We start from the raw sequence: 6,459 nt of genomic DNA on the forward strand, positions 1-6,459 counted from the left end.
TACCTCGTGTGTCACGACGGTAATATCACGGTGACACGCGGGTGATACGCGCCCGGTTACCGCTCCTCCTCCGTCTCGTCGAGACGTTTGTGGTAGTCGTCGCTCATGGTCTGGAACAGGTCCTCGATGCGCCGCTGCGCGGCCAGGACCTCGCGGATCCGCGCCTCGGAGACGGTGTGGTACGTGTTCGCCGTGCGGGCGATCTGGTTGACGTTGTTGCCGATCGCCGCGAGCTCGGACCGGATGGCCGCGGGGTCGGTCATGACGACGAGCTGGGTGATCTTGCCGTCCGTGAGCTTGCGCCGCGCCCAATCGGAGAAGCGCGCGGACTCGCCGTGCAGGTCCGTCCACCGCCACGCGTCCCACCTCGCCTCGACCCGCTCCCACTCCTCCCGAGTGAACATGATCTTGCGGCAGACGTTGCGTCTGCGACCCTCCAGCCAGCCGCCCATCACGCCACCATCCCGCACGAAAACAAGCCGGAACCGGCCTCGAACCGACCCCGATCCGATCCCGCCGCGACCACGGCAACGACACCCGAACGGACCGGAAAAACCGTCCGACCGACCCCGAAACCAGCACGACGACGACGCGCGAACAGCCCCGGCACGACGCCCGCACGGACACGAAAACCACGCCGGACCAGCCCCGCGGACACGCGACCGGCGACGGCCGAACACAGGGTTCCGCGCGCCGCGGAACCCTCGGAGGCGCAGCCGACTACGGGGCCCGGGTCTCCCGGACAGGACTGCGCGCGAACGCGCGAAGTCGCATCCGTGGCCACGGATGCAATGCTGGCTGTACTTCTGATCGTCGCTGTTCCGACACGATGTCGGGGCTCTTTTCGGGCGACGTGCGGCGTTGATGATCGAGGCAATTCGAAGCTCCTTTCTCGTTCTGTTCGCGGTCGGTTCCGGCTCCGTTTTCCGGGTGCCGGTTCCCGTGATGATCGTCACTCGGAACCGTCGCCTGTTCGTCCGCCCACGCGGACGAACAGGGTCGGGCGGCGGGTACGGCCGGACGCGGATCCGACTATCCGATCAGAGCCGTCAGCGTCGCCGCCGCGACCAGCAGCACGAACGACGCGAACACCCGACGCCGCGGCATGCGACGCACCAGAATCGGCGCAGCCAGCACGACCAGCAGCGCCAGCACGGAATCGATGGACATGGCACTCTCCTTTCGGTTGAACTGCCATGTCCCATGCGTCAGGTCGGTTCCTCCCGAATCCCGTTCTATAAATATTTATAGATAAATATTTATTACTTGGTGCGGGTGGATGCTTCGAGGTTCCTGTCCCATCTCAGGGATCGTTCGACCGCATCGACCACGTAGGCGGTCATGGTGACGCCGTGGGACGCGCACCAGCTCTTGAGTTCGGTGTGCAGCTCCTCGGGCATGATGATGTAGGCGGGCCTGGTCGGTGAGGTCATGAGGGTCTCCTTTCGTCGGTCCGGGGCATGACTCCCCGGCTTCCTTCATCGTCGGACCGATCCGGGGAATCCTGTCCGCCCATCCGTACGCTCGATGCCGGAGGACGGGAACGGTCCGCGACGGAAAGGAGGAGCCGATGACCGGAAGAACGACGTACATCGCCGAGAACGGCGCCGAGATCACCGACGAACTGGTGGACCGGTGGGACGAGGAGGCCGAGAACGGGTTCCCCGGCGCCGAGGTCACGCCGTTCGAGGGACGGGCATGGGAGACCGCCCCGGAACCGCTCGAACCACACGACGACGCCTAGAGCCAGCCAAGCCGACCTCCCTTGACGGAAAGCGACTCGCCATCAAGGGGGTGTCATTCGGGTATAGAAACGCATCTATAAATATTTATATTTCGTCATTTAGGTATGAGAAATCGTCATTTAGGTATGAGCATGTGCCCTTAGCCCTTATGGCAGTATGTCTAAGCCAGGTCTGCCTATATATATACCTATACTATACCTGTACCGTTCTGCCTGATCGGGGAGCGAAGCACACCGGAGGATCAAGGGGGAGGGGGAACGGCGAGTTCGTGGGATTTTGAGGTGGCGGGCCCGGTTGGTGCAGTGGGCTTGTATAGCGCAGCGCAAGAAAAGGTGGCTTTGCGGGGGGAGCTAGCTCTGAGCCTGAATTATCTGACTCGGTTCATGCCTACCTGCGCAGTCAGCATTTGTTCTGAATTATCTGACTTGGTTTTCGTGCCTACTTGTACACTGTACATACTCGCGGTATGCTTTTTTCCATGCCAATGTCCCCGTCCCACACCAGACAGGAGGCCCCGGTTTTGGCCCTGTCGGACGCCTTTCTCCGCTGGTACCTGCCCATGCGGCCCCGGTGCTGCGACCGGTACGACGAGCAGCGCCGGCGGCCGCGCGAGGACGCGCTGAAACGCCGCCTGATCGAGCCGAACCCGGCGACGCTGTGCAACCTGCTCGTCGCCGACATCGACGACGAGGACGGCCGCCAGATGGCCCTGTGGGACCATCAGGGCTTCCTGCCGAACTTCCTCGCCGAGAACCCGGCCAACGGGCACGTGCACGCCGGATGGGTCCTCACCAGCCCCGTGCCGACCACGGAGTACTCGCGCCGCAAGCCGATCGCCCTGGCCAACGCCGTGACCGAGGGCCTGCGCCGCTCGTGCGACGGCGACGCCGCCTACACGGGCCATCTGATGAAGAACCCGCTGCACCCGGCATGGAACAGCGAACTGGTCCGCGAGGAGACCTACGGGCTCGAGGAGCTGCGGGAAGCGCTCGAGGCGAGCGGCGACATGCCGCCGAAGAGCTGGAAGCGCACCAAGAGAGCGCGCACGACCGGTCTGGGACGCAACTGCACCGTGTTCGGCTCCGCCCGCGTCGAGGCCTACCGCGAGGTGCGGCGCATCCCCGACCGCACGCCACAAAGCAGCGACATGCTGCGCGAATACATCCGCCGCCTGTGCCACGAGATCAACGCCGGCTTCCCCGACCCGCTGCCCGTGCGCGAGGTCAACCAGATCGCCAAGAGCATCCACAAGTGGATCACCACGCAGAGCCGCATGTGGTGCGACGGCGCGGCCGTCAACGCCGCCGTGTTCAGCACGATCCAAAGCTACCGAGGCAAAAAAGGCGGCAAGATAGGCGGAGTGAAATCCGGAACCGCGAGACGCAACAACAAATCCATCGAGCAACTGAAAGACGAGGTGCTGGCGCTATGACCGCATTGGAGACAAAGAAGCGCCGCCGCGTTACCGCCAAGGAGGCGGCCGAGCGGCTGGGCGTGTCGGAGAGGACCATCCGCAATCTGGTGGCCGTCCCACGTCAGGATTGGCTCGATGAGCAGGCGACCATGCGCGAGGCGGTGCGCGCCTACCACGACGACGAGGGCCATACGTGGCCGCAGACCGCCGAACACTTCGGTTTGAGCATCGGTGCCGCGAGATTGAGGGCGTATCGGGCCCGCAAGGAGCGGGCCGAGGAACGGGCCCGCCGCGAGCTGGACGGACCCGACGAATGAGACGCCCATCCCATATTCATAAATATTTTTCTATAAATATTTATATATGGGATGGTGTTTGCGGACTATAGTCCGCGGCGTTCGCGGTCGAGGCGTTCGCGCACGGCCCCATTGATCCAGTCGCCGATGCGCAGCCCCCGTTCCCTGCAATACGCGTTGAGCTCGGCCTTGAGCTCGGCTTCCATCTTGAACGTGGTCATGACCTTGGGGATGTCGCCGTCGCCGCGCGCCCGGTTGTCCTGGGCGTCCATGATGTCGAACGCGGGCCGGGCCTCGTCGGCCTTTTCGGTCTCGACGGGGATGATTCTCATGTTGAGTCGCTTGGATCGTCTCATGACGCCATTTCCTCCTTGATCTCGTTCCATGCGTCCTCGTAGCCGTGCAGGTTGCTGCGGAACCGGTGGCCGAAGTCGGCCTTGAAGCCCTCCCGCAACGGTATCTCCGTGTTGAACAGGCCCACTCCGGCCTCCTCGAGCGCCTCGCGGAACTCCTTCAGCGAGTTCGTGGCCCGTCTGGCCATGACGATGAGGACGCCGTAGTCGCGGCCGGCGTCCTCGCATGCCAGACAGGTGCGCGTGGTCTGCTGGAGGTCGATCGGCGATGCGGTCGAGGGGACCACCACGAAGTCGGCCGTGCGGATCGTCTCGCTGAGCACGTCGCCGTTGGGCGGGCAGTCGATCACCAGAAGGTCGCCGTCGCCGTCCGGCCTTCTGGCGCGCATGCGCTCGATCTGCGCGCGGTTCGCGCTGTCCACCGCGAACGGCAGCTGTTCGCCCGCGTCCGCGGCCGCGTCGGCCCACATCGTCGCCGTGCCCTGCGGGTCGGCGTCCAGCACCGTCACGTCCAGCCCGTCGCGGGTCGCGGCCGTGGCCAGCGCCATCGCCGTGGTGGTCTTCGCCACCCCGCCCTTGATGTTCAGCACCCCGATGATCATGACTCCCCTTCCATAAATATTTATCTATAAATATTTATTTATAGGATAGCAGTGATCGTTCGAGGGAAACGCCGGGCATTGCGGACTATAGTCCTCATTCTCCAATAAATATTTATCTATAAATATTTATTTATTGGTGTCGGTGCGGGCCGCGATGGCGGTCGCGGATCGGCTAGGCGTCGGCGAGTCTGCGGCGCATGTATTCGCTGCGGCTGATGTGGTAGCGCTTCGCCGAGGCCGTGATCCGTTCGAGCTGGCTGGCGGGCATCTTGACGGTGACGCTGACCATGCGTTCGCCGTGGTCGGGCATCATGTGCAGACCGTGGTAGACGGGGCCGGTGATGCCGTGGTCGGCGGTCTCGCTCTCCATCCGCTCCGCGTCGGCCTCGACCTGCTCCTCGGTCATGCCGAACCGGCGCAGCAGCTGCCGGTCACGTTCGCTGAAGTCGCTCATGGGTTCCTCCGTTCCCCTCGCAGGCCGTTGATCTCCTTGATGGTCTTTTTCGTGGGCGGGGTCATCGCGTGGTAGATGAGCACGTCGTCGCCGACCTGCTTGTAGACCATCTCCACGTCCCGGCCGTGCCCGTCGAGGCCGATCGCGACCCATGTGCCGTTCTCCCGGCGCGCGTCGGTCATGACGCTGCGGAACGCCGTGACGACGTCCTTCTCGGTCAGTTCCGGGTGCCGCTCATGCACGCGCGGCAGCACGTAGATCCTCACGGTCACTCCTCCGATCAGTTCCGGCCATCGTGGTGTTCCCATCGTAACACCGCGGTAACACCATCGGCCCATCGTGGTGTTACCGGGGTGATACCTCGTGTGTCACGACGGTAATATCACGGTGACACGCGGGTGATACGCGCCCGGTTACCGCTCCTCCTCCGTCTCGTCGAGACGTTTGTGGTAGTCGTCGCTCATGGTCTGGAACAGGTCCTCGATGCGCCGCTGCGCGGCCAGGACCTCGCGGATCCGCGCCTCGGAGACGGTGTGGTACGTGTTCGCCGTGCGGGCGATCTGGTTGACGTTGTTGCCGATCGCCGCGAGCTCGGACCGGATGGCCGCGGGGTCGGTCATGACGACGAGCTGGGTGATCTTGCCGTCCGTGAGCTTGCGCCGCGCCCAATCGGAGAAGCGCGCGGACTCGCCGTGCAGGTCCGTCCACCGCCACGCGTCCCACCTCGCCTCGACCCGCTCCCACTCCTCCCGAGTGAACATGATCTTGCGGCAGACGTTGCGTCTGCGACCCTCCAGCCAGCCGCCCATCACGCCACCATCCCGCACGAAAACAAGCCGGAACCGGCCTCGAACCGACCCCGATCCGATCCCGCCGCGACCACGGCAACGACACCCGAACGGACCGGAAAAACCGTCCGACCGACCCCGAAACCAGCACGACGACGACGCGCGAACAGCCCCGGCACGACGCCCGCACGGACACGAAAACCACGCCGGACCAGCCCCGCGGACACGCGACCGGCGACGGCCGAACACAGGGTTCCGCGCGCCGCGGAACCCTCGGAGGCGCAGCCGACTACGGGGCCCGGGTCTCCCGGACAGGACTGCGCGCGAACGCGCGAAGTCGCATCCGTGGCCACGGATGCAATGCTGGCTGTACTTCTGATCGTCGCTGTTCCGACACGATGTCGGGGCTCTTTTCGGGCGACGTGCGGCGTTGATGATCGAGGCAATTCGAAGCTCCTTTCTCGTTCTGTTCGCGGTCGGTTCCGGCTCCGTTTTCCGGGTGCCGGTTCCCGTGATGATCGTCACTCGGAACCGTCGCCTGTTCGTCCGCCCACGCGGACGAACAGGGTCGGGCGGCGGGTACGGCCGGACGCGGATCCGACTATCCGATCAGAGCCGTCAGCGTCGCCGCCGCGACCAGCAGCACGAACGACGCGAACACCCGACGCCGCGGCATGCGACGCACCAGAATCGGCGCAGCCAGCACGACCAGCAGCGCCAGCACGGAATCGATGGACATGGCACTCTCCTTTCGGTTGAACTGCCATGTCCCATGCGTCAGGTCGGTTCCTCCCGAATCCCGTTCTA

At 64.5% G+C, this 6,459-nt stretch carries 12 protein-coding genes; 3 read left to right on the top strand and 9 right to left on the bottom strand.

The features are described from left to right. Window positions 1–56: 56 nt before the first annotated feature. From Uis1B_RS11640 to Uis1B_RS12145, 3 genes are all read right to left on the bottom strand, one after another. A complete protein-coding gene (locus Uis1B_RS11640; protein WP_101618393.1) occupies window positions 57–452 on the bottom strand; it encodes a MobC family plasmid mobilization relaxosome protein in 396 nt (131 codons plus the stop codon). A 580-nt stretch (window positions 453–1,032) separates the two neighbouring features. Next, entirely contained in the window at window positions 1,033–1,170 is a 138-nt protein-coding gene (locus tag Uis1B_RS12140; RefSeq protein WP_165782883.1) for a hypothetical protein, read from the bottom strand. Window positions 1,171–1,262: 92 nt separating this feature from the next. Beyond that, on the bottom strand, window positions 1,263–1,433 hold the full coding sequence (locus tag Uis1B_RS12145) for a hypothetical protein (RefSeq protein ID WP_165782884.1): 171 nt from the start codon (window positions 1,431–1,433) through the stop codon (window positions 1,263–1,265). A 137-nt stretch (window positions 1,434–1,570) separates the two neighbouring features. Between Uis1B_RS12145 and Uis1B_RS12150 the strand changes: the two genes are divergently transcribed. The 3 genes from Uis1B_RS12150 (at window position 1,571) to Uis1B_RS11650 (ending at window position 3,476) form a co-directional block, all read left to right on the top strand. Continuing rightward, window positions 1,571–1,744 (top strand): hypothetical protein, encoded by a 174-nt coding sequence (locus Uis1B_RS12150; RefSeq protein WP_165782885.1) that lies wholly within the window; start codon window positions 1,571–1,573, stop codon window positions 1,742–1,744. A gap of 521 nt (window positions 1,745–2,265) precedes the next feature. After that, window positions 2,266–3,177: a replication initiation protein gene (locus Uis1B_RS11645; protein WP_243390369.1), complete on the top strand. Its 912-nt coding sequence runs from the start codon at window positions 2,266–2,268 to the stop codon at window positions 3,175–3,177. Further along, window positions 3,174–3,476 carry an HTH domain-containing protein gene (locus tag Uis1B_RS11650; protein ID WP_101618395.1) on the top strand — a complete coding sequence of 101 codons (303 nt, stop codon included), beginning with the start codon at window positions 3,174–3,176 and terminating at the stop codon, window positions 3,474–3,476. The genes Uis1B_RS11645 and Uis1B_RS11650 overlap by 4 nt, the downstream gene beginning before the upstream one ends. 65 nt (window positions 3,477–3,541) lie before the next feature. Here the strand turns inward: Uis1B_RS11650 and Uis1B_RS11655 are convergent, their stop codons facing one another. From Uis1B_RS11655 to Uis1B_RS12155, 6 genes are all read right to left on the bottom strand, one after another. Continuing rightward, window positions 3,542–3,811 carry a hypothetical protein gene (locus Uis1B_RS11655; protein ID WP_101618396.1) on the bottom strand — a complete coding sequence of 90 codons (270 nt, stop codon included), beginning with the start codon at window positions 3,809–3,811 and terminating at the stop codon, window positions 3,542–3,544. Then, complete coding sequence (locus Uis1B_RS11660; protein WP_101618397.1) at window positions 3,808–4,410, bottom strand: ParA family protein; 603 nt, start codon at window positions 4,408–4,410, stop codon at window positions 3,808–3,810. Before Uis1B_RS11660 ends, Uis1B_RS11655 begins: the two co-directional genes overlap by 4 nt. A 172-nt stretch (window positions 4,411–4,582) precedes the next feature. Then, window positions 4,583–4,864: a ribbon-helix-helix protein, CopG family gene (locus tag Uis1B_RS11665; RefSeq protein ID WP_101618398.1), complete on the bottom strand. Its 282-nt coding sequence runs from the start codon at window positions 4,862–4,864 to the stop codon at window positions 4,583–4,585. Beyond that, window positions 4,861–5,172 (bottom strand): FHA domain-containing protein, encoded by a 312-nt coding sequence (locus tag Uis1B_RS11670; RefSeq protein WP_243390370.1) that lies wholly within the window; start codon window positions 5,170–5,172, stop codon window positions 4,861–4,863. Before Uis1B_RS11670 ends, Uis1B_RS11665 begins: the two co-directional genes overlap by 4 nt. 105 nt (window positions 5,173–5,277) lie before the next feature. Further along, window positions 5,278–5,673, bottom strand: coding sequence for a MobC family plasmid mobilization relaxosome protein (locus Uis1B_RS11675; RefSeq protein WP_101618393.1), 396 nt, complete (start codon window positions 5,671–5,673; stop codon window positions 5,278–5,280). 580 nt (window positions 5,674–6,253) lie between these two features. After that, a partial coding sequence (locus tag Uis1B_RS12155; protein WP_207763430.1) for a hypothetical protein occupies window positions 6,254–6,459 on the bottom strand: 206 nt, incomplete at its 5' end.

Origin of the sequence: Bifidobacterium margollesii (assembly GCF_002860355.1) — a bacterium.
GTDB lineage: Bacteria > Actinomycetota > Actinomycetes > Actinomycetales > Bifidobacteriaceae > Galliscardovia > Galliscardovia margollesii.